24 protein-coding genes are annotated in these 24,064 nt (G+C 47.1%); 16 read left to right on the top strand and 8 right to left on the bottom strand.

All coding sequences use genetic code 11. The annotated features are described in order from the left end of the window. Window positions 1–29: 29 nt before the first annotated feature. Window positions 30–2,339: a S9 family peptidase gene (locus DEU30_RS12660; RefSeq protein ID WP_114982417.1), complete on the bottom strand. Its 2,310-nt coding sequence runs from the start codon at window positions 2,337–2,339 to the stop codon at window positions 30–32. Window positions 2,340–2,473: 134 nt separating this feature from the next. Here DEU30_RS12660 and prlC point away from each other — a divergent pair, with 134 nt between their 5' ends. Then, the gene (prlC, locus tag DEU30_RS12665) at window positions 2,474–4,513 is read left to right on the top strand and encodes an oligopeptidase A (RefSeq protein WP_114982416.1); all 2,040 of its coding nucleotides are present in this window, start codon (window positions 2,474–2,476) and stop codon (window positions 4,511–4,513) included. A gap of 8 nt (window positions 4,514–4,521) precedes the next feature. Here the strand turns inward: prlC and DEU30_RS12670 are convergent, their stop codons facing one another. Both DEU30_RS12670 and DEU30_RS12675 read right to left on the bottom strand, forming a co-directional pair. Beyond that, the gene (locus DEU30_RS12670; RefSeq protein ID WP_114982415.1) at window positions 4,522–4,743 is read right to left on the bottom strand and encodes a DUF2970 domain-containing protein; all 222 of its coding nucleotides are present in this window, start codon (window positions 4,741–4,743) and stop codon (window positions 4,522–4,524) included. Continuing rightward, entirely contained in the window at window positions 4,743–5,045 is a 303-nt protein-coding gene (locus DEU30_RS12675) for a hypothetical protein (RefSeq protein WP_114982414.1), read from the bottom strand. The genes DEU30_RS12670 and DEU30_RS12675 overlap by 1 nt, the downstream gene beginning before the upstream one ends. Window positions 5,046–5,180: 135 nt before the next feature. Here DEU30_RS12675 and rpe point away from each other — a divergent pair, with 135 nt between their 5' ends. From rpe to DEU30_RS12700, 5 genes are all read left to right on the top strand, one after another. Next, entirely contained in the window at window positions 5,181–5,855 is a 675-nt protein-coding gene (gene rpe / locus DEU30_RS12680; RefSeq protein WP_034822626.1) for a ribulose-phosphate 3-epimerase, read from the top strand. A gap of 11 nt (window positions 5,856–5,866) precedes the next feature. After that, window positions 5,867–6,874: a tryptophan--tRNA ligase gene (gene trpS / locus DEU30_RS12685; protein ID WP_034822624.1), complete on the top strand. Its 1,008-nt coding sequence runs from the start codon at window positions 5,867–5,869 to the stop codon at window positions 6,872–6,874. An 8-nt stretch (window positions 6,875–6,882) separates the two neighbouring features. Beyond that, complete coding sequence (locus DEU30_RS12690; protein ID WP_034822622.1) at window positions 6,883–8,928, top strand: bifunctional diguanylate cyclase/phosphodiesterase; 2,046 nt, start codon at window positions 6,883–6,885, stop codon at window positions 8,926–8,928. A 4-nt stretch (window positions 8,929–8,932) separates the two neighbouring features. After that, the gene (locus DEU30_RS12695) at window positions 8,933–9,514 is read left to right on the top strand and encodes an aminodeoxychorismate/anthranilate synthase component II (protein ID WP_114982413.1); all 582 of its coding nucleotides are present in this window, start codon (window positions 8,933–8,935) and stop codon (window positions 9,512–9,514) included. 68 nt (window positions 9,515–9,582) lie between these two features. After that, the gene (locus DEU30_RS12700; protein ID WP_114982412.1) at window positions 9,583–10,755 is read left to right on the top strand and encodes an HDOD domain-containing protein; all 1,173 of its coding nucleotides are present in this window, start codon (window positions 9,583–9,585) and stop codon (window positions 10,753–10,755) included. A gap of 5 nt (window positions 10,756–10,760) precedes the next feature. Here DEU30_RS12700 and DEU30_RS12705 read toward each other — a convergent pair whose 3' ends face one another. After that, window positions 10,761–11,465, bottom strand: coding sequence for a flagellar brake protein (locus DEU30_RS12705; protein WP_034822618.1), 705 nt, complete (start codon window positions 11,463–11,465; stop codon window positions 10,761–10,763). Between the two features lie 327 nt (window positions 11,466–11,792). Here DEU30_RS12705 and DEU30_RS12710 point away from each other — a divergent pair, with 327 nt between their 5' ends. The 6 genes from DEU30_RS12710 (at window position 11,793) to rlmJ (ending at window position 17,266) form a co-directional block, all read left to right on the top strand. Then, on the top strand, window positions 11,793–13,010 hold the full coding sequence (locus DEU30_RS12710; RefSeq protein ID WP_011235544.1) for an aspartate aminotransferase family protein: 1,218 nt from the start codon (window positions 11,793–11,795) through the stop codon (window positions 13,008–13,010). A 13-nt stretch (window positions 13,011–13,023) separates the two neighbouring features. Further along, a complete protein-coding gene (gene astA / locus DEU30_RS12715) occupies window positions 13,024–14,046 on the top strand; it encodes an arginine N-succinyltransferase (protein WP_110013401.1) in 1,023 nt (340 codons plus the stop codon). 14 nt (window positions 14,047–14,060) lie between these two features. After that, the gene (gene astD, locus DEU30_RS12720) at window positions 14,061–15,530 is read left to right on the top strand and encodes a succinylglutamate-semialdehyde dehydrogenase (protein WP_114982411.1); all 1,470 of its coding nucleotides are present in this window, start codon (window positions 14,061–14,063) and stop codon (window positions 15,528–15,530) included. Between the two features lie 69 nt (window positions 15,531–15,599). Continuing rightward, on the top strand, window positions 15,600–15,950 hold the full coding sequence (locus DEU30_RS12725) for a DUF3802 family protein (protein ID WP_011235541.1): 351 nt from the start codon (window positions 15,600–15,602) through the stop codon (window positions 15,948–15,950). Window positions 15,951–15,979: 29 nt separating this feature from the next. Further along, window positions 15,980–16,411, top strand: a complete 432-nt coding sequence (locus tag DEU30_RS12730; protein ID WP_114982410.1) for an OsmC family protein — start codon at window positions 15,980–15,982, stop codon at window positions 16,409–16,411. 3 nt (window positions 16,412–16,414) lie between these two features. Further along, a complete protein-coding gene (gene rlmJ, locus DEU30_RS12735; RefSeq protein ID WP_011235539.1) occupies window positions 16,415–17,266 on the top strand; it encodes a 23S rRNA (adenine(2030)-N(6))-methyltransferase RlmJ in 852 nt (283 codons plus the stop codon). On the opposite strand, the gene DEU30_RS12740 is transcribed toward rlmJ, so the two are convergent. From DEU30_RS12740 to DEU30_RS12750, 3 genes are all read right to left on the bottom strand, one after another. Further along, window positions 17,267–18,166, bottom strand: a complete 900-nt coding sequence (locus DEU30_RS12740) for a phosphoribulokinase (protein WP_011235538.1) — start codon at window positions 18,164–18,166, stop codon at window positions 17,267–17,269. It lies immediately after the preceding gene. Window positions 18,167–18,240: 74 nt separating this feature from the next. Then, a complete protein-coding gene (locus DEU30_RS12745) occupies window positions 18,241–18,465 on the bottom strand; it encodes a SlyX family protein (protein WP_114982409.1) in 225 nt (74 codons plus the stop codon). Further along, window positions 18,462–19,457, bottom strand: coding sequence for a PQQ-binding-like beta-propeller repeat protein (locus DEU30_RS12750; RefSeq protein WP_114982408.1), 996 nt, complete (start codon window positions 19,455–19,457; stop codon window positions 18,462–18,464). Before DEU30_RS12750 ends, DEU30_RS12745 begins: the two co-directional genes overlap by 4 nt. Before the next feature lie 94 nt (window positions 19,458–19,551). On the opposite strand from DEU30_RS12750, the gene fkpA reads away from it, so the two are divergent. Beyond that, entirely contained in the window at window positions 19,552–20,292 is a 741-nt protein-coding gene (gene fkpA, locus DEU30_RS12755; protein WP_011235535.1) for an FKBP-type peptidyl-prolyl cis-trans isomerase, read from the top strand. A 74-nt stretch (window positions 20,293–20,366) separates the two neighbouring features. On the opposite strand, the gene DEU30_RS12760 is transcribed toward fkpA, so the two are convergent. Then, complete coding sequence (locus DEU30_RS12760; protein WP_011235534.1) at window positions 20,367–20,843, bottom strand: Rsd/AlgQ family anti-sigma factor; 477 nt, start codon at window positions 20,841–20,843, stop codon at window positions 20,367–20,369. A 102-nt stretch (window positions 20,844–20,945) separates the two neighbouring features. Here DEU30_RS12760 and nudC point away from each other — a divergent pair, with 102 nt between their 5' ends. From nudC to DEU30_RS12775, 3 genes are all read left to right on the top strand, one after another. Then, window positions 20,946–21,743, top strand: coding sequence for an NAD(+) diphosphatase (gene nudC / locus DEU30_RS12765; protein WP_034822599.1), 798 nt, complete (start codon window positions 20,946–20,948; stop codon window positions 21,741–21,743). A 78-nt stretch (window positions 21,744–21,821) separates the two neighbouring features. Further along, entirely contained in the window at window positions 21,822–22,898 is a 1,077-nt protein-coding gene (hemE, locus tag DEU30_RS12770; protein ID WP_034822598.1) for a uroporphyrinogen decarboxylase, read from the top strand. 108 nt (window positions 22,899–23,006) lie between these two features. Beyond that, entirely contained in the window at window positions 23,007–24,062 is a 1,056-nt protein-coding gene (locus tag DEU30_RS12775) for an efflux RND transporter periplasmic adaptor subunit (protein ID WP_011235531.1), read from the top strand. Window positions 24,063–24,064 lie beyond the last annotated feature (2 nt).

Raw genomic sequence — 24,064 nt, forward strand, 5'->3', positions numbered from 1 at the left:
CCGATAGCGGTAATCGAAAGATCAGTTCATTACTCAGATGACGGGCGTTCGCCGGCAGGTAAGTTCTCTTTCACAAACTCGGTCATCATGGTGCGTAAATGAAGGGTTGTACCTTCACCTTCGTAAATACCATGAGAGCGGTTCGGGTAGGCAAAAAACTCAAACTGCTTACCGTGTTTAATGAGCTCATTGACCAGGCGCTCGCTGCCCTGAAAGTGAACGTTGTCGTCGCCCGTACCATGCACTAACAGTAAGTCGCCTTCGAGGTTTTCAGCGTGAGTAATGGCAGAGGTTTCTTTATAACGCTCGGCTGACTCAGGCAGTAAGCCGGAGTAACGTTCCTGATAAATGGTGTCGTACAGCGTTAAATCGGGTACCGGTGCCAGCGCCATACCCATGTGGTAGCTGTCCGGGTAACGGAACAGAGCATTCAGCGTTTGTGAACCTCCGCCGCTGTGTCCCCAAATGCCTACGCGGTTTTCATCAATGAAGTCCCAGCGTTCCAGCATTTGTTGTAGCGCATCGTATTGGTCGCGTACGGTAACAACGCCCAGGTTCTTGTAAATAGAACGGCGCCAGTCAAAGCCGCGTGGTGATTTGGTGCCGCGGTTATCAATAGACGCAACAATATAGCCCTGCTGTGTCAGCATGGTGTGCCATAAATACAGTGAACCGCCCCAGCGGTTGGCCACTGTCTGCCCCCAGGGTTCGCCGTAAACGTAGAACAAAATGGGGTATTCTTTGCTGGGGTCGAAGTCAGTCGGCTTCATAATGTAACCGTCCAGCTCTAACCCGTCACGAGCTTCCACCCGGAAAAATTCAACCGGTTGTTTCTGCACCTGCTCAACCGCTTGCTGTGCTTCTTTATTGTCAACCACGGTACGAATAACTTCATGATCCGGCAGTGAAATCATATTAGTAACCGGAACCTGGTTAACCGAACTAAAGGTATGTTCAGCGTATTTGGCATCTTGCGAAATGCTGTAACTGTGGGTGCCGTCCATGTCCGGGGTCAGACGTTCTAAGCGGCCGCTGCCGTCTAAGCTGGCGCGGAACAGATAACGCTCCAGAGGTGTTTCCGGTGAAGCAATAAAATAGACCCAGCCGTTTTCTTCGTTTACCCGCAGCACTTCAACCACGTCCCAGTTACCGCGGGTAATCGCTGTGGTTCTGCCGGTATCACGATGCACGCGATAGATATGGCGATAACCGCTGCGTTCGCTTAACCAGGTAAATTCGCGACCATCATTTAAAAAGTGAATGTCGTCGACATATTCGGCCCACGAGTCGGTGCTTTCGCGTAACAGCTCCTGACTGCGACCGGTTTCAATATCGCTGATAAAAGCGCGATTAATGTGCTGTTTGCGGGTCAGTTGCTGAATTAACAGTTTTTCGCTGTTGCCAGCCCAGTTCATGCGCACCAGGTAATGCTGGCGAGGGGCACCGGGAATATCCATCCATTTTGTCTGACCGCCACTGGCCGGCATAACGCCAATGCGCATAGCCGCGTTAGTTTCACCCACTTTCGGGTAAGGGAACTCTTTTAACGTTGGGTAGAGTTCGTCGGTGTTATTGATCATGGTGAATACCGGCGTGCCTTCGGTGTCCAGCTGCCAATAAGCAATGTGCTTGCCATTGGGGCTCCAGCGGAAACCGTCGCGCAGGAAAAACTCTTCTTCGTTAACCCAGTCGAAGGTACCGTTAACTATAGTGTCGCTGCCGTCGCTGGTCAGCGCGCTGACAGTGAAGCTGCTAAGATCCTGCACGTAAATGTTGTTCTGCATAACGAACGCGACTTTTGTACCTTGCGGATTAAACTTAGCAAACTGCAAAGTCGACTCGGGCGCATTACCACCCAGTTGGCGTAATTCGTTGTTGTTGCGGTTCAGCACCCAGTAATCGCCCAGAGTATGGGTGCGCCACGAACGCTTGGTATTGGTGAAAATAAGTACTTTCTCGCCATCGTCTGACCAGACGTAATCGGCAATATCCAGCGCTTTGTTTTTACCTTGCGGAGTTAGCTGTTTAGCGCTGACTAAAACCGTGCGCTCGTTGGTTTCAGGGTGGTAACGAACAATATCGCGGCCATCGGCTGAGTCGGACTGTTCTAAAGTCGTATAACCTGAGCCGTCTTCAAGCCAGCGAGTTGGAGCCGGGCGGTCAATATTGAAGGTATCACTGGCGAATATTTTCTCCGCTGTCAGCTGGCTAACACCTGTTACGTCAGCTTTATCGGAGTCCGCAGTGGATTGTCCACCCAGGTTACTACAGGCACTTAAGGTAATAATGGCCGTTAATCCGGCCAATAAGCGTAAAGATCGAAAAGAGGTGTCAGACATGACATTTACCTTTATTCTGATTTATTAACGAACTGATAATACCGCAAAAAACGCAGGAAACCACATAAGCGTGGTTGAAGACTAGCGCAAAGCCCCAATATCCATTGTAAGCATTTTGAAAAATTGAGGTAAAAATGAGCCATAACCCGCTATTAGAACAGAGCCAGCTTCCGGACTTTGAGCAAATTAAACCCGAACATATACAACCCGCTGTTGAAGAGTGCATACAGCACGCTCGAAAAACCATTGATGAAGTACTGGAACATGGTGATTTTAGCTGGAATGGTTTGATTGAACCTTTGACCGATGCGGATGAAAAGCTTGAGCATGTCTGGGCACCGGTATCGCATTTGAACTCCGTATTAAGCACGCCTGAACTGCGTGAAGCGCATGACAGTTGCCTGCCATTGTTGTCGGACTACGCAACCTATGTAGGACAGCACAAAGGCTTGTTTGACGCTTATCAGGCACTGCGTGAAAGTGACGAGTTCGACAGTTTGACCGAAGCCCAGCAAAAACTCATTAACGACACCCTACGTGATTTTCGTTTGTCGGGTGTGGATTTACCCGAAGACAAAAAGAAACGTTATGCTGAAATTTCATCGCGGCTGTCTGACTTGTCTTCAACCTTCAGCAACAACTTGCTGGATGCCACCCACGCATGGACTTGCCTGATTACCGATGAAAGCCGCCTGGCTGGCTTGCCGGAAAGCATCAAAGAAGCTGCAAAAGAAACCGCAGCAGACCAGGAAAAAGAAGGCTGGTTGTTCACTTTAGATATTCCAAGTTATCTGCCGGTCATGTTGTACGCCGAAGACCGGGAGCTGCGTAAAGAAATGTACCAGGCTTTTGTGACCCGCGCGTCGGAAACTGGACCTAATGGCGGGGAGTTCGATAACTCTGAGGTTATGAACGAAACTTTGGCTTTGCGTCATGAAATGTCGGAGCTGTTAGGTTTTAACGACTTTGCTGAAATGTCACTGGCGACGAAAATGGCTGAGTCGCCGGAGCAGGTATTAGGTTTTGTGCAGGAGCTTGCCAATAAGTCTAAAGCACAGGCGAAAGCCGAGTATGCTGAAATTGAAACCTTTGCGGCAGAGCAAGGCGTGGAGAAAATGGAAGCCTGGGATGTTCCTTACTTTAGTGAGCAGTTAAAGCAGCAGCGCTACTCTATTTCCGATGAATTATTACGCCCCTACTTTCCTGAGCAACAAGTGCTAAACGGTTTGTTTGAGGTGGTTAAGCGCCTGTTTGGCATGACGGTTAGCGAGCAAAAAGACGTAAAAACCTGGCATGAGAATGTGCGTTTCTTCCGCATTCACGATGCCGACGGACATTTGCGTGGCAGCTTCTACCTGGATCTCTACGCGCGTTCAGGCAAGCGAGGAGGCGCCTGGATGGCGGATTTTGTCGGCCGCAGAGTGCACGCCGATGGCGAATTGCAAAACCCGGTGGCCTTTTTAACCTGTAATTTTAGCAAGCCGGTGGGTGGTAAGCCTGCACTCTTTACTCACGATGAAGTGCTGACATTATTCCATGAATTCGGTCATGGCTTGCACCACATGTTAACTCAGGTCGATACCGCTGGTTTGTCTGGTATTAACGGTGTTGAATGGGACGCTGTTGAGCTGCCCAGTCAATTCCTGGAAAACTGGTGCTGGGAACCGGAAGCGCTGGCATTAATATCCGGACACTATGAAACCGGTGAACCGCTGCCGCAGGAGCTTCTGGAAAAAATGCTGGCTGCGCGCAATTATCAGTCGGCTATGCAAATGATGCGTCAATTGGAGTTCTCGCTGTTTGATATGCGCATTCACCACGAGTTTGACGAAAACACGGGTGCGCGTATTAGTGAAATTCTGAGTGAAGTGCGTCAGCAAACTTCGGTACGTATTCCACCGGAGTACAACCGTTTTCAGCATAGCTTTGGTCATATCTTTGCTGGCGGCTATGCGGCAGGTTATTACAGTTACAAATGGGCTGAAGTGCTGTCGTCTGATGCGTTTGCGCGCTTTGAAGAAGAGGGCATATTTAACGCTACAACCGGGCGCGACTTTTTACATGTCATTCTGGAACGTGGTGGCAGCCGTAAAGCCGCAGATTTATTCCAGGAATTTCGTGGTCGCGAACCGAATGCCGAAGCTTTGTTACGTCATAGCGGCATAACAGCCTGATGTTCACATCAGGCTGCGATAGCCATAACCAAGTTGACGAGACCAATTAAACCAAACACGAATAGAATGGTAAGAATAACGCCAATGATGATGTAGGCTTTCGGGCTACCATGCTGGAAGTCTCGTTGGCGGTTTTTTTCTGTTTGCACACCCAAAAATGCCGCCAACACACTCATAACCATACTAAAGACACCTGGTTTAGAGGTTTTATTTTCGGTAGATTCAGACATTAATCAGTGTATTCGTTTTGATAATGTTTTTTGTTGCTGTGGCTTGAACTCGAGATTAACTCAATCAAGTCGAAGAAGTGAAATTGTACGGACCGGCTGTCGCCTTTTAACCAGCTAAACCATGTCACTTGCTCTGCAGCTAACTGACACTCAACAGAGGTGTTACTGGGTTCTATTTCAGTGACAAGCTGCTGGCAGCGCTGAGTGGGGTTTTGCTGAGCAACGAGCGAGGAAGGACTCACGATAGCAAGCGCAGTAAACGCAGCTAATGCTAGTGATGTTATTATTGTTAGTAATCGCATGAAAGTCCCTCTCAAGTCTCGATTGACTAATTTATCAGCGATTTTGTAAAAATTCTAGTCATCATTGCGAATTTTTTTGTCATGGGTTAACTGCTACAATAAGCATCATTTTGAAATAGGTCAGGAAAACGAACAATGAAACCACTAATTGCACCGTCGATACTGTCTGCGGACTTCGCGCGGTTAGGTGAGGAAGTTGACGCGGTATTGAACGCTGGTGCCGATGTCGTGCATTTTGACGTGATGGATAACCACTACGTGCCTAACCTGACGATAGGTCCTATGGTATGCAAAGCGTTACGTGATTACGGAATTGAAGCGCCAATTGACGTGCATTTAATGGTTAAGCCTGTTGACCGTATTATTCCAGACTTTGCCGAAGCCGGGGCTTCTATCATTACTTTCCACCCGGAAGCATCCGACCATGTTGACCGGACTTTACAGCTTATTCACGAACAGGGTTGCCAGGCGGGTTTAGTGTTAAACCCTGCAACACCGCTGCATTACCTTGATCATGTTATGGATAAAGTGGATGTCATTTTACTGATGTCGGTTAATCCGGGTTTTGGCGGGCAGTCTTTTATTCCGTCAACGCTTGATAAGCTCAGAGCGGTGCGTAAACGAATTAAAGCAAGTGGGCGCGACATACGCCTGGAAGTGGATGGTGGTGTTAAGGTTTCAAATATTGGTGAAATTGCAGAAGCTGGCGCGGACATGTTCGTTGCTGGTTCAGCTATTTTTAATGCGGATGATTACGCCAGTGTCATCCAGACAATGCGCGATGAAATCGCTGCGGTAACAGGTTCTTAGAGGAAACAGTAATGTCGAAACCAATTGTGTTAAGTGGTTGTCAGCCGTCGGGACAGTTGTCTATTGGTAATTATATTGGCGCATTACGTCAGTGGGTTAAGATGCAGGACACTCACGACTGTAAGTTTATGTTGGTTGATCAGCACGCCATTACTGTACGCCAGGACGCCGAGAAACTGCAGCAAGCAACTCTTGATGGACTGGCTTTGTACCTGGCTTGTGGCCTTGACCCGGCAAAAAGTACGGTGTTTATTCAGTCGCACGTGCCGGAACATTCTCAATTAGCCTGGGTGCTTAACTGCTACACGCAAATGGGCGAGCTAAACCGCATGACGCAGTTTAAGGATAAGTCTCAGCGTCACGCTAGTAATATTAATGCGGGTTTGTTCACTTATCCGGCGCTAATGGCGGCAGACATTCTGTTGTACCAGGCGAATGAAGTGCCGGTGGGAGATGACCAGAAGCAGCACCTGGAAATGACGCGTAATGTTGCTGAACGTTTTAATAACTTGTATGGCGATATTTTTACGATTCCGGAACCAATGATTCCAAAAGTCGGGGCGCGGGTGATGTCACTGCAGGAACCGACTAAGAAAATGTCAAAGTCGGACGATAATCCAAATAATTTTGTCGGCTTGCTGGAAGAGCCGAAGAAGATTCTGAAGAAAATTAAGAAAGCCGTTACCGACTCTGATGAGCAGGCGCGCATTTACTTTAATCAGGAAGAAAAGCCGGGCGTCTCGAATTTGCTTAGCATTATGTCAGCTGCCACAGGTAAGTCGATAGACGAGCTGGTACCTGAGTACGAAGACAAAATGTACGGGCATCTAAAGGTGGATGTGGCGGAATCTGTGGTTGCCATGCTGGAACCGATACAGCAGAGGTATCACGCAATGCGTAATGATCAGGCATTTTTGCAACAGGTTATGAAACAAGGCGCTGATAAGGCACGTGAAGCCTCAGCAAAAACTTTGTCAGATGTTTATAAAGCGGTAGGTTTTGTACCTTACCCGGGATAAATTTAACTATGGTGGATAAATCTCCGGAACAGCGCGAAAAGGAGTTGCTAACCAGTGTTGAAACCATGGCTAACATTGGCAGCTTTTGGTATGAACCCGCGTCCGGAGATTTATATTGGAGCCCTCAGTTACGAGAAATTCATGGTGTAGCCCAGGATGAACCCATTACTTATGAACAGGCAATGGCGTTTCACCTTCCTGAATACCGTGAAAATATTGAGCACCTGGTCGAGCAAAGCTTTCAAAATCACCATAGCTGGTCGGCAGAAAGCTGTCTTAAAGACAGAAGCGGAATAATTCACTGGGTTGCTATTACGGGCATTACCCGAACGCTGAAAAATGGTGACATGGCACTGTTTGGTGCCATTCAGGATATTACGGTTAAAAAGTACCGTTTGCAGCAGTTGCAAGAGCAAGCCAACACCTTACGCAGCACACTGGACAATTTACTGGATGCAGTTATTACCATCGACAATAACGGCATGATTATTAACTTTAGTGTGCCGGCTGAACGCATGTTCGGTTACAGCGCCGCTGAAGTGAAGGGTAAAAATGTTAGCGTGTTAATGCCTGAACCCTATGCCCGTGAACATGACCGTTATATTAGTGCTTATCAAAAAACAGGCCGCGCCCGCATTATTGGTATTGGCCGCGAAGTTCAGGCTAAGCGCAAAACTGGAGAAGTGTTTCCTATCGATTTGGCGGTAACCGAGATAACGCATTCTGGTGAAACGCAATATGTTGGCATTATACGGGATATTACCGAGCAAAAAGAAAATGCCCGTAAGCTTGAATATTTAGCAAACTTCGATGAGCAAACGGGGTTGCCAAATCGTCATCGTTTTCTTGATCTGGTTGAGAAACGTATTGAAAGTCAGTTACCCATTGCTGTCGCAGCCGTTAATATTGACTACTTTAATCGCGTTAATACAATTCACGGACACGAGGAAGGTGATCGTGTTATTCAGTTAATTGCACAGCGAATGAGAAAAACTATTGGCGATTCGGGCTGGATAGCGAGAGATCTTGGTGACAGATTTTGGGTGGGGGTTATGCAGGACTCTACCGAAACCAGTCTGGCTATTATTGATAAGCTGCACGGCGTACTGCGCGAGCCGTTTAAAACGGCATTCCAGACGCATTATCTCACCGCAAGTGTCGGTGTCAGTTTAAGTGGAGGTGATGAAAATGCTTCCGGACTGCTGTCACAGGCCGATACGGCAACGTCTAATGCACGACATAGCGGCCGGGATAAAGTTGCGGTACACCGAGCTGAAATATCTAACTCGGTTGTAACCGATGCCGAAACCGAAGTGGCCTTACGAGCGTCTTTGGGTAAAGGGCAGTTCGAATGCTGGTTGCAGTCTAAAGTGGATACCAACGGTGTTGTTCATGGTGCAGAGGCTCTAATGCGTTGGCGCAACGAAGCCGGAGAGATCATTCCTCCAGATCAATTTATTCCAATTGCGGAGCGTTTTAAGCTGATTATTCCTATGGCTAAAGAATTGTTGAGTCAGGTCGCTTTCGTTGTGCGGCAGCTGAGCGATAAAGGGCTTAATGATCGTATAGCGGTGAATGTCAGTCCAATTGAGTTTTTACAAGACGACTATGTCGAGACGGTACAAAGAATATTTGCCGAACAAAATGCACCGCTGAATCAACTGACCATTGAAATTACTGAAAACTTACTGTTAGCTGACCCTGAAATAGTCGAGCAAACAATGTCGCGGCTTGCCGGGCTCGGCGTCGTATTTTCTATTGATGACTTTGGGACTGGGTATTCTAATTTCATGCGCATTCAGCAACTGCCAATAGGCGAGCTAAAGATAGACCGGGAGTTTGTTCAGCTCGCAGAGGTGAATGACAAACATATGGGGCTGCTGCTGGCTATGCTGAATATGACTAAATCTCTATCGGTTTCCTCGGTAGCAGAAGGCGTAGAAACTGAAACTCAGGTTAAATTACTGAAAGAAAATGGCGCTGATTTATTGCAGGGGTTCTACTTCGCCCGGCCAGTCCATTTTAAAGACTGGCTAAGCGAGCGGCTGTCCTAGCAGTATGATTGTTTTAATTGATAACTTTGATTCATTTACTCACAACCTTGCACGCTACTTTCGGGAATTAGGCGAAGACGTTAGTGTTTTCAGGAATAATGAATTAACCCTTACCGACATAGAGCAGATAGCACCGCAAGCACTTGTTATATCACCTGGCCCCTGTACTCCCAACGAGTCGGGAATATCTTTAGCTGCTATTGAGCACTTTCAGACTAAACTGCCAATATTAGGTGTGTGTCTTGGTCATCAGGCATTGGCGCAGGTTTTTGGTGCAAATGTTATTCGGGCAGAAAAAGTTATGCATGGAAAAACCAGTGTGATTAAACACTCCGGCGAGGGACTTTTCCGACAGCTAAATAACCCTTTAGAAGTGACCCGCTACCATTCCCTTGTTGTTTCTCCTGAAAGCTTATCAACAGATTTTGTCATTGATGCCGATACAGAAACCGAAAAAGGCCAGCGCGAGATTATGGCAATAAGGCACCGGCATTTGCCGCTGTTTGGTGTTCAGTTTCATCCCGAGTCTGTGATGACAGCACAAGGACATAATCTGTTAGCGAATTTTTTACGTTATATACGATAATCAGTAAGTAGTATTTTCTCTGCTTATTCAACATAATACTGCCGCAGTTCAGCTAATACCGAGGTAACATGTTCCACTTTTTTGCGGGTACCACAGAAGGCGGTAGTAATGATCCCGCCCTGCGCTTAGAAAAACGCTTTATCAACTATCTGATAAGCTTTCCGTTTGCGCGTAAAACTCGCTCAAAAGAAGATGGTACCGACGACGAAGAGCATGAGCAGCGACGTAAGCTTTTAGAAGTTGAGCGTCTGAATTACGAAGAGCGCGACCGTAAAGCGCAAGCGCGCCAACGTTACGCCGATCGTATTTCCGATGAATTGCATGAAGAGATTTATCATCGTGCGTTGAAAAGCATCGAAGATGGTGACTACATTCGCGAACGCTTGATCCCATTACCTGAAAAGCTACCTGAATTGCTCGATACGCTTAGCATGAAAGCTGCTTCTATGCGCCGGATTGAATCCGTTGTGCAAGGTATGGACTGGTTTCATACGGGGTTAATCCGTACGGTCAATCAACCACCGTTTATCGACCGGAATAAGCAGGTGAAAATTGATAACCTTAGGGTAGCCATGAGCTTTGTGGGCACCGAAAACCTACGCCTGCTGGCTCCCGCTTATATTATGCAAAACTGGCTGCCGCCGGCAACGCAACCCTTCACCTTATTCCGCCGCAAAATTTGGGAGCATTCGCTGGGTACGGCTATTGCTGCACACAATATTGCGGTAGAGCGTAACCTGCGAGATCCGGTTCTAGCCTATACCATTGGTATGTTCCATGAGCTGGGAAAAATTGCCTTAACCAAGCTGTATTTGCGTTTATTTGATGATGTGCAGCGCGAATTCGCTATGCAAAGCGTTAACGATAAGTCACCCGAGCGCCACAATACTATTGTCACTTTAACTCCGGACGAACGCTTTCTACGCGACTTAATGCTGGAAAAGGATAAAGACGTGAGCTATCTGGTTGCTGAAGGCTGGGGGTTAAAGCGTGTTCCGGTAAGCAAACACTTATTGGCTTTTACGCAAAGCAAAACGAAAGACAAAGGCTATGAATCTGAATACGCGGAAGCCTTAGCCCAAGCTAATGCTTATTGCGAATTCAGAATGCTGCGGGAAGTGGACCTTGCCAGTCTGGAAGAGGGTAAACATCTACTCAATAAGCATTCAATAACGTCAGAAACTGTTGCTCGCTTGCACAATGTGAGCTTAAAACGCCCGCCAATTGTCGTGCCGGAATAGAGAGGTCAGCACTCAAACTCGGTGTCGATTAATAAATGCTCGAACACTTTACCGATATGCGCTTCCTCGTCAGTGAAGCGCACGCCAACACTTATCATTCCATGCTCTTTGCGCTGATTCATAATTTGACCTGAAAGAGTCAGAGGCTCTTTCTGAGAACCCGAGCCAATACTGATTTTTATATTCATATGAGTGACATTACCTGTCTGGTTCTGCGCCTTAAACACAATTCGACACCCGGCAGAAGAGATATCGACGATAACACCACTGGCCAATTTCTTTTTAGTGTTAGTCTGGCTGCCGTCAGCAGTAACATCGACTGGAATGTGTGTTCGAACCCTCCGCTGTGCGCGTAGTGCGCGATTCTCAATTTCTTTCGGATAATCCAGATACAGCAACCTGAACGGGATATTTGAGACGGCCCGGATCTTTGTTTTAAACGCCAGGCATTCACCCGCTTCTCCCTCTAAAACCAAGCGAACAATAACCGGGTTGCCTTCATATAACACATCGGCATAGCTGCCGTCAGTGCGTGGATTCGGCTGTTTTAACAATAAATAGTTACCGGTATCAAAGCCCACAACCTGAAGCTTGGTGCGCACCTTGGTCGCCGAAGAAAACTCAACATCAATTACGTCGCCCGGACGTAAGTAGGTAAGCTTTAACTGTGGTTGAGATGAGGCGTTCAGGGGCGGAGTCTGATTTTCCATAACGTCTTCTGTTGCCGAACATTTATTCAATAAGTCAGGCTAAATTAACACCAGTTAAAGATCAATGTAATTCTGCGTACTTAAATGTTAATTCGGAGAAAACATTTTCGTGACCTAAAAAATAATGACTAAAGATTCATGGTTTCAGTATGCATTAGCATAACTATTCGTATCTTATGCAAGAAAAGCGTAAACCCTCGGGATTAGGGATTTATAACCGAATTATCACAGACAAACTGCACAAATTTTGGCATAATAGCCGGCTACTTTTAGAGATGAATTTGTTGACACCTTTGTTAACTCGCTAAGGCGATAAGGACGAGAGTAATGACAGACAATAAGACAGTAAACCGTGAAATGTTTAATGATGTAATGGTTCCAAACTACAACCCGGCATCGATGATTCCAGTTAAAGGAGAAGGTGCTCGTGTTTGGGATCAAGAAGGTCGTGAGTATGTCGACTTTGCCGGTGGTATCGCTGTGAACTGTCTTGGTCATTGCCACCCAGCGATGGTGTCAGCCCTACAGGAACAGAGCCAGAAGTTGTGGCATCTAAGTAATGTTTTTACCAACGAACCGGCAATTCGTCTGGCGAAGAAATTAACCGAAGCCACCTTTGCTGATCGCGTTTACTACGCTAACTCAGGTGCTGAAGCCAACGAAGCGGCATTAAAGTTGGCGCGTCGCTGGGCAATTGAAAAGCACGGTGAGCATAAGCAACAAATTATTGCTTTTACCAAAGGTTTCCACGGACGCACCTTCTTTACCGTAACCGTGGGTGGCCAGCCAGCCTACTCTGACGGTTTTGGTCCAAAACCTGGTGCTATTGAGCATGTGGATTACAACAACATCGACGCGCTTAAGGAACTGATTTCCGACAAAACTTGCGCGGTAATGATGGAGCCATTGCAAGGTGAAGGCGGCGTAGTAAGCCCTGACGTGGAATTCGTGAAGGCGGTACGTGAACTGTGTAATGAAAACGACGCGTTATTGATTTTTGATGAAGTACAAACAGGCTTTGGCCGTACCGGTAGCCTCTATGCTTATGAACAGCTGGGCGTAACGCCGGATATTCTGACTTCAGCCAAGGCTTTAGGCGGTGGTTTCCCTATTGGCGCTATGCTGACAACAACGGAAATTGCTGAGCATCTTAAACCTGGTACTCACGGTAGTACTTACGGCGGTAACCCACTGGCATGTGCTGTATCAGAAGCGGTATTTGATGTTGTGAATACGAAAGAAACGCTGGACGGCGTGAAGCAACGTGAGCAGTGGTTCAAAGAGCAACTGGCCGCAATTAACGAAAAATATAACGTGTTCAGCGAAATTCGAGGTCAGGGCTTATTACTTGGCGCGGCAATGAATAAAGAGTACGAAGGGCGTGCGCGCGACTTCTTGCTGGCCGGTCAGGAGCATGGCGTGATGGTACTGATTGCCGGTGCTAATGTGGTGCGTTTTACCCCGTCACTGGTTATTTCTGAAGAAGACATTAAAGAAGGCCTGCAGCGCTTTGAAAAAGCTGTTGCTCAGGTCGTCGGTCAATAACTGAGGCTGTTTTATGTTGCTAATCAGACCCATTAAGCCGTCAGATTACGAAGCGTTATATCAGTGCGCGATTGAATCCGGTCATGGTTTTACTTCCTTACCGGTAGACCAGTCGCTGCTGGAGCGCCGCATTAATGCGGCGCAAAAAGCATTCGCTAAAGACACCGTTGAAACACCGGGCGATGAAAGCTACCTGTTTGTTATGGAAGATACCGAAACCGGTACTATTGCAGGTGTCAGTGGTATTGAAGCTGCGGTGGGTTTGAATGAAGCCTTCTGGCATTACCGTTTGGGTAAAGTTGTGCATCATTCAGAAAAGCTTAATATTTATAATGCGCTGGAAACCTTAACCTTGTGTAATGACTACACAGGTGTTTCTGAGCTATGCACTCTATTTTTGCGTGAACCCTACCGGCACAATATGAACGGACGTACTTTATCTCGTTTCCGTATGCTGTTTTTAGCGCAGTTTAAACAGCGTTTCAGCGACTGGGTAATAGCCGAAATGCGCGGTGTTTCAGATGAAAATGGGGATTCGCCATTCTGGAACTGGCTGGAAGAGAACTTTTTCTCGATGGACTTTCCTAAAGCCGATTACTTAAGCGGCATTGGTGATAAAGTCTTTATTTCTGAATTGATGCCACGCTTCCCTATTTATACCAACTTGTTGAGTAAGGAAGCGCAGGCGGTTGTCGGTAAAGTTCACGACAATACCCGCCCGGCACTGAAATTGCTGGAGTCGGAAGGTTTCCGGTTCAGAGGCTTCGTCGATATATTTGACGCAGGGCCAACGGTTGAAGCCGAAGTGTGTAATCTTAATAGTGTCCGTAACAGTCGTTTAGTGACGGTAACTGTCAGCGGATCTACAGCGGAAGATGAAGGTATTCCTCATATTGTCTGCAACACGCAACTGAAGAACTTCCGCGCAACCAAACTGTCTTTACCAGCAGGTGCAGACGAACTCATATTGACGACAGAACAAGCCCAGGCAATGCATTTAGAAAGCGGCGATGAAGCCCGCATTGTTGCACTCTAAGCAGGAGTATTTGTATGACGAACAGTATTCAATTTATAGACGGTTGTTGGGAAGCTGGTGAAGGCCAGCTGTTCAAATCGATTGATCCAGCACGAAACGAAGTTATCTGGAGTGGCGAAGCTGCCAGTGAAACTCAGGTTGAAAAAGCCATTTTGGCAGCACGGGCGGCATTTCCGGATTGGTCTGGCCGCAGTGTTGAAGAACGCCTGGCTATCTGCCAAAAATTCTCTGAATTGCTGGAAGAAAATAAAGAGCACCTGGCTCGTACCATGGCCAAAGAAACCGGTAAACCTATTTGGGAAACTCGTACCGAAGTGGGCGCTATGATGGGGAAAGTGGCTATTTCAGAACGAGCCTACCATGAACGCACCGGTACCGTTGAAAACGACATGCCGGGTGCAAAAGCCTTTATCCGCCACAAGCCGCACGGCGTGGTCGCTGTTTATGGCCCTTACAACTTTCCGGGGCATTTGCCTAACGGGCACATTGTACCGGCACTTATTGCGGGTAACACCGTGGTGTTCAAGCCAAGTGAACTGACCCCTATGGTGGCTCAGGAAACCGTGAAATTATGGGAAAAAGCAGGCATCCCAGCGGGCGTTCTTAACCTGGTTCAGGGTGAAGTGGAAACCGGTAAAGCATTGTCAGCGCATCCACAAATTGATGGTCTGTATTTCACCGGCTCATCAAATACCGGTCACCTGCTACATAAACAATTTGGCGGTCGTCCGGATAAAATTCTGGCACTGGAAATGGGCGGTAATAACCCATTGTTGGTGACTAATGTGGCTGATATTGATGCAGCGGTACACAATATTGTGCAATCGGCTTTCATCACTTCTGGTCAGCGCTGCACTTGTGCACGTCGCTTGTTCATCGAAGATTCTGAGCAAGGTCGTGCTGTACTGGAACGCCTCATTGAAGTGACTGAGAATATTCTGGTCGACGACTACGAAGCTGATCCACAGCCATTCATGGGTGCCATGATTTCTGCTAAAGCTGCGGGCGAAATGGTCGATGCACAGAATGAGCTGTTACATAAAGGAGCTAAGTCATTAGTTCGTATGAAGCAGACCGATTCGAAGAAAGGCTTTGTCACTCCGGGTATTGTGGATGTAACCGGAGTTGAAGATTTACCGGACGAGGAGCATTTCGGACCATTATTGAAAGTGTATCGTTTTAAAGATATCGATGCGGCTATTAAAGAAGCGAACAACACGCGTTATGGTTTGTCTGCTGGTGTATTGTGTGACGATGAACAAACCTATCGTTACTTCTTTAAACACATTCGTGCAGGTATTGTGAATTGGAATAAGCCGATTACTGGTGCCAGCAGTGCCGCACCTTTTGGTGGTATTGGCGCAAGCGGTAATCATCGCGCTAGTGCGTATTATGCGGCGGATTATTGCGCGTATCCGGTCGCCTCTGTGGAAGCTGACAGCATGAGCTTACCTGAGAGTTTAGCACCAGGGCTTAAATTTTAATCGCAATCTGTGCTAGTTTAGTGGCTGGGCAACGTATGGGTTGCCTGGCCGCGTGACAAAGAGAAACAGATGATAGTTGAAACAGACGGATACATTGAGTTAATCCAGTACCTGACAGGTCAGTTACCGGTCTTCACTGAACAAAGTAGCAGCGCAAGAACTGCGGATTACACTTTGCGCGACTTTATGGAAGAGCGCTTGTCAGAAAGCATGATGGCAGTGTTTGAGCAGAATGAGCTTGATGAGGCTGTGCGGCTGGATATTGTCCGGGAAACGGATGCTATCGTTTACGATTTAGAAGAGGTGTTATCGAAAGTTCTGGATACACACCCGACTCCGCAGCAGGAAGCCTTCATTAACGAGTTTGTCGGTCTGGTAAAAAACCTTTTCGATGAGCGTCTGCAAAGTTACCGACTGTAGTCTTTTATTGAGTTCAGCAAGGATCTTCAATGTCAGCAAATAGCATGAATGCAAAGGTCACCTGGGTAGAGGACATGACTTTTGTGGCTACCTCAGGTAGTGGTCATCAAGTGGTTATGGATGGTGACAGCCCGGGCAAGGCGCCCAGCCCTATGGAAATGGTGCTAATGTCTGCGGGAAGTTGCGCATCGGTTGATGTGGTCAGCATATTGCAAAAAGCTAAGCAGAACTTTCAGCGCTGCTATTGTGAGTTGTCAGGGACACGTGCCGATTCAGTACCAAAGGTTTTTACCGACATTCACCTGGAGTTCGTGGTCGTGGGCACCGATATCAACGAAAAGCACGTAGAGCGTGCGGTGAAACTGTCAGCCGACAAGTACTGTTCGGTGGCTAAGATGCTGGAAGCTTCGGTTAATATTACCCACAGTTACCGTATTGAATCCCCTCAACAAGACGACTGATCTTTGAATTATCGACACATTTTTCATGCTGGCAATTTTGCCGATGTTTTTAAGCATTTGCTGTTGGCGCGGGCGCTAGAGTATTTTCAGCAAAAGAATAAGCCCTACTTTGTACTCGATACCCACGGTGGTATCGGCTACTACGATTTGCAAGGCGATCAGGCAATAAGAACTGCTGAAGCTGAGCAGGGCATTGTTCGTTTTGCTGAGCACTCAGCTGAAGAGCCTTTAGCCGCCGCATACTTAAGCACCGTGCGTCAATTAAACGAAGAGCAGGATAAGCTTCGGTATTACCCCGGTTCACCGGTCATAACTTCTGAATTTTTACGCGAAAATGACCGGTTAGTTGTTTGTGAACTGCATAAAGAAGACGCAGAGACTCTTAAAAACACCCCCTTGGGGCGACACAAACAAGTGCAAATACTGGCTCCTATGGACGGTTATCAGGCTGTGCGTGCGCAACTGCCCCCGGCTGAAAAGCGTGGTTTGGTACTTATTGACCCGCCTTTTGAAAACACCACGGAGTTTGACGATGTGGTCAGCGCGCTTGAACAGGGCTTAAAACGCTGGAAAAGCGGCAGCTTTGCGGTTTGGTATCCCATTAAAGATGAGCTGAAAACGGCGGCTTTTCATCGCGACGTTGGCGCTTTGTCGGATCTGCCTAAGACTCTGATCATGGAGCTGAATATACGCACCAATGATGAGCGTAAAGGGCTTCACGGCTGTGGCTTTCTCTGGGTTAATCCGCCTTATGGCGTGGTACAGGACAGCGAGCATCTGTTACCCGTGTTGTGCAAGACTCTGGCTCAGGATAAAGGTGCCAACTTTCACAGTCGCTGGTTAGTTGGTGAGTAGTTACTTACTTGATATCCAGTCAACCTGACGGCGAACCTGGTTTTTCCTTTCCATAATTTGTTCAATCAGCGGTGTCAGAATAAGCTCCATGGCTAAGGCCATTTTCCCACCGGGCACAACTAGGGTGCTGGTACGTGACATAAACGAGCCGTCTATCATCTGCAGGTAATATGGGAAGTCGACGTTCTTAATACCGCGAAAACGAATAACAACAAAACTCTCGTCCAGTGATGGAATATCCTTGGCGCTGAAAGGGTTGGACGTATCAACCGTAGGTACTCTCTGGAAGTTGATATGAGTACGCGAAAACTGCGGAACAATATGGTGAATGTAATCTTCCATGCCGCGAATAATGCTGGTGGTAACCGCTTCACGTGAGTGCCCCCGCTCCGAGGTATCGCGAATTAATTTCTGGATCCACTCAAGGTTAACAATGGGCACCATACCGATTAATAAATCAACATATTGAGTTACATCGTAGCCGTCTCCGCAAACACCACCATGCAAGCCCTCATAGAAAAGTGCATCGGTACTTTCAGGCAGTTCTTCCCAGGGCGTGAAAGTACCGGGCATTTGGTTATAAGGAACCGCATCATCAAAGCTGTGTAAATAGCGACGGACTTTACCGTTGCCGGTTTGCGAATAAGAGCGGAATAACGATTCTAACCGGTCAAAGTCGTTGGCTTCGGCACCAAAATAACTGATATGACGACCCTGTTCCTGAGCTTTGCGAATAGCCAAGTCCATTTCAGGGCGGGAGTAGCGATGAAAGCTGTCACCTTCCACAAACGCTGCACTCACATCTAACGAACGAAAGATATGGCGTACGGCCTGACCTGTGGTGGTTGTTCCTGCTCCTGATGAACCGGTAACGGCAATAATCGGGTGCTTTGATGACATAACATTCTCGCAAACTAAATAAGAACAGTTGTTATACTGACCTGATTTACTAAGGTCAAGGTAAACCCAACGCTTTAATAATGAGGAGGGGGTGGTTCGTCTGCCGGATCTGAGTCAGTCGACTGATTCTCCTGCATTTGTTTTAGGCGCTTTCCTAACCAGCGAATTTGCTTTTGCATTTCACTCATTTGCTGAGTCTGCTCAGTAACCAGTTTATTCAATGAATGAATAGTGTCTTCCTGGAATGTTAACTGCATTTCCAGATTAGTTAATTGTGCTTCTATCTTCTCTACTGTCATTCTTTACTACCTGTTAAATCAATATTCCACCACTCAGCAAGACCGGCAGAGCTCTCGCTAATGACCTGTTGCTGTTTTTCATCAAAGACGACGGCTAACACCGCAGCGTTGCTGGGACGTCCTCCGTCGCGTAAATCTACCCGCCAGTGCGTGAGCTCTTCTCCTGTCGAGGTGTCCCAGATTGCAATTTGACGTGATGGCGAGCCGGTAATGAGATAATCACCGGATGCGCTAAAACGCGCAGCACTAAAAATTTTATGGCGCTCTATGAATTTAAGTTTTGAGGCAATTTCGCCATCTGGTAGTGAGTGAATAATCGAATTATCGATTGCATCTGAGATAAACGCGAAGTGACCATCAGGGTGCAGAGCAACCTGTGTGATCCGCCCTTCCAGTGGCCAACGGTGCACAATTTGCCCGCTCCGGGTATCCCACAGTATAGCCGAATGGTCGTTTGAACCGCTTAGAACATAAAAACCATTGGGCGAAATATCAAGAACATTAATACTTTCGGTATGCCCATAAAATTCAATACGTCGACCCGAGGCGGGGTTGAAAGCAACCTGTGTACCGTCTTGCTTTCCAAGCACCACCGTTCCACCTTTTTTACTGACCACCAGCTTTTGTATCTCGCCTGAACCTATTTGCCAGAACCCCAGATTTTCGCCGTTATTAATATCCCACATGGAGAATTCTTTACGCGATGCTGCAACCGCCACTTCCCCGTCGGCGCTAATATCAACGTCTATAATCTGAGAGACGGTGTTTTCATTATGCTGCCATTGGTACTTGGCGTTGGTGGCATAACGTGGCCACAGCAGTAAACCAGTTTCATCTGTAGAGACTAGGCTATAGTTTCCGTCGTCGGAAATATCAGCGGCGTAGGTGCCGTTTTCAGCGTGAATCGTTTTCTTGACCTTTTCCGGTGCAGGTTGGCAACCGGTAATTACAACCAGCAAAATAAACGCACCGCAGAGCTTAAGAAAAGGCATAGGCAAGTTCCTTGTGGTTGTGTAGTATGGTTCTGTTAGATAACACTATTATGGCATAGTCCGAAAGGATGCAAGACGATAATTGGAGAAAACGATGAAACAACTGATGAAGCCGTTAGCTATTTCAGCTATCGCGCTGGTACTGGCGGCCTGCTCACAAGAAAAATTTCCGGCGAATGATACGGAATTAAAAACAGACAAAGACAAGCAGGCTTACGCTCTAGGCTCTTCTGTTGGCGGGTTTATTGCACGTAACTTAGAACGTCAGGAAGAAGCGGATTTCATGCTGGAACGCGATATTGTTATTGCTGGCTTTGTGGATGCGGTTAAAGGTGATCCTCAGTTAAGTGATGAGGAAGCTGAAAAAATCCTGAACACTATGCGCAAAGAAGTTATGGAGCAACGTCAAAACGTATTGGGTAAGAAAGCGGCGGAAGAAGGTAAAGCGTATTTAGCCGAGAACGCGAAAAAAGAAGGTGTTCAAACAACGGATTCAGGTCTTCAGTATGAAGTTCTTAAAGAGGGTGACGGTGTTAGTCCATCCGAAACCGATATGGTAGAAGTTCATTACGAAGGCACGTTGGTTAATGGGGAAGTTTTTGATAGCTCCTATGAACGTGGCGAGCCTACATCTTTTCCGCTAAACCGAGTTATTCCGGGCTGGACTGAAGGTCTGCAGTTGATGAAGGAAGGTGCTAAGTACCGTTTTGTGATCCCGTCTGAACTTGCATATGGAGATCGTGAATTGGGTGATGGTCAAATCCCACCAAATTCAACGCTGATTTTTACCGTTGAATTACTTAACGTACAAAAAGACGAACCGGATACCGAATAAGCTCAGTTGAGTTTTCATCTATACAAAAACGCCGGCGAATTACCGGCGTTTTTATAAATTCAATAAAAGTCAGCTTAAGCTGTTATTAAATTATGCTCGTCTAAATGGTTGAGAAGTTTGTCTTCAAACTCCATTCTTAATTCCAATGCTTCACCAAGTGCCGATAAATCTCTATCGAAGGTTTCACAGTGGTCAGTTGAGCTTATCTCACCGTACTTATCGTTAAAATCTAACGCTATTTCGGTTGTGTCAGAAATTAAAGGGAATAACTCATCAGCCAAATCATCAACTGAGTTTCCCTGAGATGAAGCTTCGCGCACAATTTGGTCATAAATTTCAAAATGACCACTCGATACGTAGTCGACTAATTGACCGCAAAAGTTACGGATATCAGTGACGTCGGGTAAGCCCGAGCGAATGCTTTCATAAGGCGGGAGCGCGGCAAGTTTAAAGTAATTCACCAGTAAGTCCTGGCGCTCGGATAGCCATAGGTCGATACTTTTATGAGCGCCGCCCCAGCGCTTTTTTGCCTGCTCATTACGGCTTAACATGATACTCTCCGTCTATAGTTTCAGTACCTAATGTAAATTCAGAAGCATTAGAACTCAACTGATTTTACAGAAAACCAAACGCATTTGATACGCGGGATTAATATGGCGACTTTGTATTCAAAACCGGCGGGTGATGAACCTGCCTGGTGGTTTGTGGTGAGCTCTGACCATCTTTTTCTGGATGACAGCGGAGAAGTCCCTTTTGGCTGCCTGCAAGATCTGAGCTTTCCAGACTTAAATGACTACCGGGTAGTGGAAATAGGAGAACTGCGGGAGCGTAGCTGTTATTTGGTCATGGCTGACTATATGGATGAGCAGTTCATTGGTGGTGAGTTCGTGCCTTTACGGCAATTACTTACCGTGGATGACATGGAAAAGTTTGCGATGGCAGGCAGAGCCCGGCAATTCAGCGACTTTTTGAATACTCATCGCTTTTGTGGCCGCTGCGGTGCCCGCATGCAAACCATTGAATGGGAGCTGGCGATGCATTGTAACCAGTGTCAGCACCGTTGTTACCCGCGCGTGTCGCCATGCATTATCGTGGCTATTCGCAAAGGTGACAAAATTTTACTGGCTCAGGGTAAGCGGCATAAGCCTGGGTTGCACTCTATACTGGCAGGGTTTGTTGAAGCCGGCGAAAGTCTGGAGCAGGCATTAGAGCGAGAGGTTTATGAGGAAGCAGGTATCCGCGTTAAGAACATTCAGTACCATTTAAGCCAGCCCTGGTCTTTCCCTCATTCATTAATGATGGGATACACTGCAGACTGGGCAGAAGGCGAATTGCATATTGATCCGCACGAATTGGTGACAGGCGACTGGTTTGCTTTTGACAGCCTTCCGAATATTCCGCCGGAAGGGACCATAGCAAGAACGTTGATTGACCTATCTCAAAAGAGGTAAGCATAAGTTTTCATGGAGCCAATGCCTGTGGACTGATAAAATGCCGGGCATTGATGTTGATAAATAATTGGATTCGCTATGACCGCTCCGGCGCTTAAAAATGATCGTTACCTTCGTGCATTGGCAAAACAACCTGTTGATCGCACACCCGTCTGGATGATGCGTCAGGCTGGGCGCTATTTACCTGAATATAAAGAAGTGCGCGGTCAGGCTGGCGACTTTATGTCATTATGCCGTAACACTGAACTGGCCTGTGAAGTGACCATGCAACCGTTACGTCGATTCGACCTGGATGCCGCTATACTCTTCAGTGATATTTTGACCATTCCGGATGCTATGGGTCTGGGTTTATATTTTGAGGCTGGCGAAGGTCCAAAATTTAAAGACCCGGTTCGCAGCATGGCTGCTATTAAAAATCTGGCTGTGCCCGATATGGAAGACGAGCTGGGTTACGTGATGGATGCTGTGCGCGCTATTCGTCGCGAACTGAATGGCAGTGTGCCACTTATTGGTTTCTCCGGAAGTCCCTGGACACTGGCGACCTACATGGTTGAAGGTGGCAGCACCAAAAACTTCTCCAAGGTGAAGCAACTGATGTTTGCTGATCCTGAAGCTATGCATACCTTGCTGAATGTACTGGCTGAGTCCGTTACTCAGTATTTAAATGCGCAGATTGCCGCAGGTGCGCAGTCGGTCATGATATTCGATACCTGGGGGGGAGTTTTATCACCACGTGACTACAAAGCATTTTCTCTGGCTTACATGGAGAAAATTGTAGCGGGTCTTACGCGGGAAGCCGACGGACGCAAAGTGCCGGTTACTTTATTTACCAAAAATGGTGGGCAATGGTTGGAAGCTATGGCTGCCAGCGGTGCCGATGCGCTGGGTGTGGATTGGACCACCGATTTATCCGATGCCAGAGCTCGTGTTGGTAGGCAAGTCGCGCTGCAGGGAAATATGGACCCTAGCGTACTGTATGCGAAACCAGCGCGGATTGAGGAAGAAGTACAAAGCATATTACAAAGCTATGGTTCAGGTACTGGCCATGTGTTCAATTTGGGGCATGGAATTCACCCCGAAGTAGATCCGGAGCATGCTGCTGCTTTTATTGAAGCTATTCACAAATACAGCCCCGCGTTTCATTCAAACGATTGAATTTGCGATTAAACCGCCAGAATCCTCGTTAAGTGCACCGCCTTTAGGCGGTGTTTTGCGTACAATAGTCCATGTTAAAACCGTTGTAAAAAGAACCTAGAGGTAAGCATGGCGAAACGTTCCTGGATTAATCCCATTACTATTGTTGTCGTTGTCCTGACTGCGGCAGCTGTGTATTTGTTTGGGTTTCCGCCTGAAACTAAGGTTGAAGAGGGAAAGGAACAGTCGGTTCCGGTTAAAACTCAGACCGCTGAAATTAGTGAGTTCCGCGATACTATTGAAGCGTTAGGCACCGCCATGGCCAATGAAACGGTTCGTATTACCGCGCAAACTCAGGACGTTGTTGAAAAAATCTATTTTGAAAGCGGCGACTTAGTTGAGCAGGGACAACTGCTGGCTGAGTTAAATGCGCGTATAGAAGTAGCTCGTGTGCAACAACTCAAATTTAGTTTAGACGAAGCAAAACGACAGCTGGAACGCATAACCGAATTGCGTCGTGGTAATGCAGCCTCACAACAACAACTTAATGAGCAACAAGTTCGGGTAAATGGGCTCCAGGCCGATTTAGAAGTTGCGGAAGCAACTTTAAAAGAAATGAAGATTTATGCGCCATTTTCAGGCCGTGTCGGTATTCGTGAAATAAGCGCCGGTTCTCTGGTCAGTCCGGGGGATGTGTTTACAACGCTTGATGATATCAAACCTATTAAAGTGGACTTCAGCGTTCCTGAACGTTATTTCGCTAGTATTGCCGTAGATCAGGAAGTGATTGCCCGCAGCCGTGCATATCCGGGCGAACAGTTTATTGGGCGTATTTCCAGCATTGATTCTCGTGTGGACCCGGTAACGCGGTCAGTAAAAGTCCGTGCAAAAATTAACAATGATGATGAACGCCTGCGTCCGGGAATGCTTTTGCAAATTACTTTGCTACGGAGCATTGATGAAGCTCTTTTGTTGCCGGAAAAAGCGCTTATCCCCATTCAAAACAGACAATATGTGTATGTGTTAACACCGGATAATCGCGCGCGCCAAAAAGAAGTCACTATTGGTCGACGTAAGCCCGGTATTGTGGAAATTACAGGCGGCCTTAAACCCGGAGAAGAAGTTATTATAGAAGGTATTGTTCGCCTTCGTGACGGTGTACCCGTTTCTGTGCAGGGAGGTTAAAT

The organism is Idiomarina sp. 017G, from assembly GCF_004362265.1.
GTDB classification, from domain to species: domain Bacteria; phylum Pseudomonadota; class Gammaproteobacteria; order Enterobacterales; family Alteromonadaceae; genus Idiomarina; species Idiomarina loihiensis.

Coding starts and splice junctions, on each gene's coding strand:
- prlC (WP_114982416.1), top strand. CDS start 2,474: ATGAGCCATAACCCGCTATTAGAACAGAGCCAGCTTCCGGACTTTGAG.
- astD (WP_114982411.1), top strand. CDS start 14,061: ATGACGAACAGTATTCAATTTATAGACGGTTGTTGGGAAGCTGGTGAA.
- DEU30_RS12775 (WP_011235531.1), top strand. CDS start 23,007: ATGGCGAAACGTTCCTGGATTAATCCCATTACTATTGTTGTCGTTGTC.
- DEU30_RS12745 (WP_114982409.1), bottom strand. CDS start 18,465: ATGACAGTAGAGAAGATAGAAGCACAATTAACTAATCTGGAAATGCAG.
- DEU30_RS12730 (WP_114982410.1), top strand. CDS start 15,980: ATGTCAGCAAATAGCATGAATGCAAAGGTCACCTGGGTAGAGGACATG.
- DEU30_RS12700 (WP_114982412.1), top strand. CDS start 9,583: ATGTTCCACTTTTTTGCGGGTACCACAGAAGGCGGTAGTAATGATCCC.
- hemE (WP_034822598.1), top strand. CDS start 21,822: ATGACCGCTCCGGCGCTTAAAAATGATCGTTACCTTCGTGCATTGGCA.
- DEU30_RS12740 (WP_011235538.1), bottom strand. CDS start 18,166: ATGTCATCAAAGCACCCGATTATTGCCGTTACCGGTTCATCAGGAGCA.
- nudC (WP_034822599.1), top strand. CDS start 20,946: ATGGCGACTTTGTATTCAAAACCGGCGGGTGATGAACCTGCCTGGTGG.
- DEU30_RS12705 (WP_034822618.1), bottom strand. CDS start 11,465: ATGGAAAATCAGACTCCGCCCCTGAACGCCTCATCTCAACCACAGTTA.
- astA (WP_110013401.1), top strand. CDS start 13,024: ATGTTGCTAATCAGACCCATTAAGCCGTCAGATTACGAAGCGTTATAT.
- DEU30_RS12710 (WP_011235544.1), top strand. CDS start 11,793: ATGACAGACAATAAGACAGTAAACCGTGAAATGTTTAATGATGTAATG.
- DEU30_RS12675 (WP_114982414.1), bottom strand. CDS start 5,045: ATGCGATTACTAACAATAATAACATCACTAGCATTAGCTGCGTTTACT.
- DEU30_RS12750 (WP_114982408.1), bottom strand. CDS start 19,457: ATGCCTTTTCTTAAGCTCTGCGGTGCGTTTATTTTGCTGGTTGTAATT.
- DEU30_RS12660 (WP_114982417.1), bottom strand. CDS start 2,339: ATGTCTGACACCTCTTTTCGATCTTTACGCTTATTGGCCGGATTAACG.
- rpe (WP_034822626.1), top strand. CDS start 5,181: ATGAAACCACTAATTGCACCGTCGATACTGTCTGCGGACTTCGCGCGG.
- DEU30_RS12695 (WP_114982413.1), top strand. CDS start 8,933: ATGATTGTTTTAATTGATAACTTTGATTCATTTACTCACAACCTTGCA.
- DEU30_RS12760 (WP_011235534.1), bottom strand. CDS start 20,843: ATGTTAAGCCGTAATGAGCAGGCAAAAAAGCGCTGGGGCGGCGCTCAT.
- trpS (WP_034822624.1), top strand. CDS start 5,867: ATGTCGAAACCAATTGTGTTAAGTGGTTGTCAGCCGTCGGGACAGTTG.
- fkpA (WP_011235535.1), top strand. CDS start 19,552: ATGAAACAACTGATGAAGCCGTTAGCTATTTCAGCTATCGCGCTGGTA.
- DEU30_RS12670 (WP_114982415.1), bottom strand. CDS start 4,743: ATGTCTGAATCTACCGAAAATAAAACCTCTAAACCAGGTGTCTTTAGT.
- DEU30_RS12725 (WP_011235541.1), top strand. CDS start 15,600: ATGATAGTTGAAACAGACGGATACATTGAGTTAATCCAGTACCTGACA.
- DEU30_RS12690 (WP_034822622.1), top strand. CDS start 6,883: ATGGTGGATAAATCTCCGGAACAGCGCGAAAAGGAGTTGCTAACCAGT.